Consider the following 3,792-nt stretch of genomic DNA (forward strand, 5'->3'; position numbering starts at 1 on the left):
AATATCGATTTTTGTAAAAAGTATTGAAACATCAAGAAATAGAAATAAGTAGTCAAATAGTTCAAAATTCAAAGTTCGTTATTGAATATTCCAAGTTCAAAAACATTGAATCATCAAAACTAAAAAATGTTGAATATTCAACTTGGAATTTTGAATGTTGAAGTAGTTAAAAGCAATTAATATGAAAATAATAGTCCCAATGGCTGGTCGAGGTTCAAGATTAAGACCACACACATTAACAATACCAAAACCATTAATTCCAATAGCAGGAAAACCAATCGTGCATCGTTTAGTCGAAGATATTGCAGCAGTATTAAATCAAGAAATTGACGAAGTAGCATTTATTATTCACGAAAGTTTTGGTAAAAAAGTAGAACAAGAATTAATAGCAATTGCACAAAAACTTGGAGCAAAAGGAACAATTTATTATCAAAATGAAGCGCTTGGAACTGGTCATGCCATTATGTGCGCCAAAGATTCGTTAAGTGGTCCAGCGGTTATTGCGTATGCTGATACTTTAATTCGTGCCGATTTTGATTTAGATAAAACTGCCGATAGCGTAATTTGGGTAAACAAGTTGATCAACCAGAAGCTTTTGGAGTTATAAATTTAAATGAGGTAAACGAAATAATTGAGTTAGTCGAGAAACCAAAAGAGTTTGTTTCAGACTTAGCCGTGATAGGAATATACTATTTTAAAGATGTATCCGTTTTAAAGAATGAATTGCAATTGGTTCTCGACAATAACATTATTCATGGCGGTGAATATCAAATTAATGATGGAATTAAACAAATGATGGCAAAAGGCATGAAATTTGTACCAGGTAAAGTAGATGAGTGGATGGATTGCGGAAACAAAGACGTAACGGTTGATACTAATAACAGAATGTTGAACTTTTTGCATCAAGATGGAGAAAATTTAATTTCTGAAGATGTAAAATTAGAAAATGCTACAATTATTCCGCCGTGTTATATTGGAGAAGATGTAGTATTAATAAACACTACTGTTGGTCCAAATGTGTCACTAGGCAAAGGTTGTCACATAATTGACAGTAAAATAAAAAACAGTTTAATACAAACACATGCTCACATTAAAAACGCAAATCTTGACAATGCAATGATTGGAAACCACGCTAGTTTTGATGGTAATTTTACCAGTATTAGTATTGGAGATTATTCAGTTTTAGAATAAATTTTAACCTGTTAGGTATTAAATAAAAAATATGAAAAAAATAATTTTTACTATTTTCTTTCTAGGAATTTCACTTTTTCCAGTAACTCTTTTGGCACAAGAACCAGAAGATGTTGCTGCTGTGTCTGATGATTTCGAAAATTATTTTTATGAATCATTAAAGCAAAAAGGAATTGAAAATTATGACAAAGCCATTGAAGCATTAGAAAAATGTAAAAACATTAAGCCAGAAAGCGCAATAGTATATTTTGAATTAGGAAAAAATTATTTATCCCAAAAAAAGTACAAAGAAGCTTATGATAATTTTGAAAAAACTACAGAAATCGATCCTAAAAACCGTTGGGCTTGGGTTGGGATGTACGACGTTTGTTATGACACTCGCGATTATAATCAAGCAATAATTATTGTTCAAAAACTCACCGAATTTAAAGTTGATTATAAAGAAGATTTGACTTCGCTTTATATGAATACGCAACAATATGACAAAGCATTGACATTGATAAACGAACTAAATGAAACCATAGGTAAATCTGAAAAAAGAGAACTATATAAAGCACAAATCTTGCAAGACTCAAAATATCAAGGTTCAGAAAAAGCAGATTTAATTGATAAAATAAAGAAAAATCCAAAAGATGAATCCAATTATGTTGCATTGATTTATTTGTATTCTCAAAGCAACCAAGAAGATAAAGCATTAGAAATTGCCAAAAAATTAGAAACTGAAATTCCAACTTCAGATTGGGCACAAGTGAGCTTATTTAAATTTCATTTAAACAATAATGATGGTGACAAAACTGTAAAAGCTATGAATATAGTTTTGGCAAGTGATAAAATAGATAAAAAAATAAAACACAGAATGTTGAATGAGTTTTTGATTTTTTCTAAAAATAATCCACAATATGAAAAAGATTTAGAAAAAGCAATTGGTTATTTTGATAATGATAAAGAAGTAAAAGTTGCCAAGGAAATTGGTAAATTTTATCAAAACAAAAAAGATTGGCAAAACGCAGCTAAGTTTTATGAAATGCATTTAAAAACTACATCAGACGATATGGAAACTATTTTATTATTGTTGCAATCGTATACAGAAATTGCACAATTTGAAAAATTAGCCAAGGTTTCTGAAGATCAAATGCAACTTTTTCCAACACAACCTCAATTATATTATTACAACGGATTAGCTCAAAATCAATTAAAAAACTATAAAAAAGCTAAAGATGCACTAGAATCTGGTATAGATTTTATTGTTGATGATGCAGCTTTAGAAATAAATTTTAACATACAACTTGGTGAAGCTTTTAATGGATTGGGCGATATGAAAAAGAAAGAACAATATTTTACCAAAGCCAATGAATTGCTCAAAAAACAAAAAAAATAAAATGAAAAAATTACTAGCTTTTCTATTGGTAATTTTACTGGTTTCTTGTAAAACAAAAGCTGTTTTAGGTGAAAAAAGTGCTACAAATGCTATAGAATCTGAAAAAATAATTCAAAATCATTACAACAATAAAATCGTTTTTTCTACATTATATATTAAAGCGAGTGCAAAGTATGAAGATGAAAAAAACACTCAAAATGTAACGGCTGAAATTAAAATAAAGAAAGACGAAAAAATATTAGTAAGTATTCGTTTTCTTGGAATAACAATGGCAAAAGCTTTGATAACACCAACATCTGTTGAGTATTATGACAAGATAAACGGAAAATATTTTCAAGGCGATTATTCTTCGCTAAGCCAATGGCTTGGTACAGATTTAGATTTCAATAAAGTTCAAAATTTATTGACTGGTCAAGCATTAGATGATTTAAACAAGTCAAAATATACAGCTTCAATTATAGAAAAATTATATAAATTAGAAGATATTAAAGCCAATAACACCAAAAAAACATACTTTTTTGAAGCAGAAAATTTTCTTTTAAAGAAGCAAGAAATTAGTCAGCCATTACAAGATAGAAAGTTACAAATAAGTTATCCAGATTATCAAAAACTATCCAATAAGATAGTACCTTTGAATTTTAACATTGAAGCCAATCAAAAACAAGGAAAAACAACAATAGATATAGATTATAAGAATGTTACTTTTAACGAAGAATTTTCCTTTCCATACAGTGTTCCAGACGGTTATGAAAGAATTTATATAGATAAGATATAATAAATATGCAAAAAGCTCTATTTACATTACTTCTAGTTTTACTAGCTTCATTTTCTTGGAGCCAACAAACGCAAGAAGAACTTGAACAAAAGAAAGCCAAAATTCAAGCAGAAATTAGAGACAAAGAAATGCTGCTTCAAGATGTTCGTAAAAAAGAAAAGTCAGTCGTAAACTTATTGACCATTCAAAAAGAAAAAATTGGACTAAAAGAAAAGTTAATTTCTACAACTGAAAAGCAAACAAAATTGCTTAGTAACGATATGTATATCAATCAAGTTCAGATAAATAAATTAAAAAAAGATTTAAAAGCACTTAAAGAAGATTATGCAGAAATGATTGTAAAATCATATAAAAGTCGTTCTACACAAAGTCGAGCAATGTTTTTATTATCATCAGAAAACTTTTTGCAAGCATACAAAAGATTGCAATATATGAAGCAATATTCTAG

Annotated in this window: 2 protein-coding genes and 2 pseudogenes; all 4 read left to right on the forward strand. The window is 28.6% G+C overall.

The annotated features are described in order from the left end of the window. Positions 1-181 precede the first annotated feature (181 nt). A pseudogene (locus tag ACH2BO_RS11045) lies at positions 182-1,191 on the forward strand (sugar nucleotidyltransferase). Between the two features lie 31 nt (positions 1,192-1,222). Beyond that, positions 1,223-2,569 (forward strand): tetratricopeptide repeat protein, encoded by a 1,347-nt coding sequence (locus tag ACH2BO_RS11050; RefSeq protein WP_395044801.1) that lies wholly within the window; start codon positions 1,223-1,225, stop codon positions 2,567-2,569. A gap of 1 nt (position 2,570) precedes the next feature. Further along, positions 2,571-3,344, forward strand: a complete 774-nt coding sequence (locus tag ACH2BO_RS11055; RefSeq protein ID WP_395044802.1) for a DUF4292 domain-containing protein — start codon at positions 2,571-2,573, stop codon at positions 3,342-3,344. Positions 3,345-3,349: 5 nt separating this feature from the next. After that, positions 3,350-3,792, forward strand: a pseudogene (locus tag ACH2BO_RS11060) (peptidase M23); the annotation flags it as partial.

This window comes from Flavobacterium sp. (assembly GCF_043773265.1).
In the GTDB taxonomy this organism is placed as follows: domain Bacteria; phylum Bacteroidota; class Bacteroidia; order Flavobacteriales; family Flavobacteriaceae; genus Flavobacterium.

Excerpts from the sequence above, each read along its gene's own strand:
- ACH2BO_RS11050 (WP_395044801.1), top strand. The coding sequence starts at position 1,223 with ATGAAAAAAATAATTTTTACTATTTTCTTTCTAGGAATTTCACTTTTT.
- ACH2BO_RS11055 (WP_395044802.1), top strand. The coding sequence starts at position 2,571 with ATGAAAAAATTACTAGCTTTTCTATTGGTAATTTTACTGGTTTCTTGT.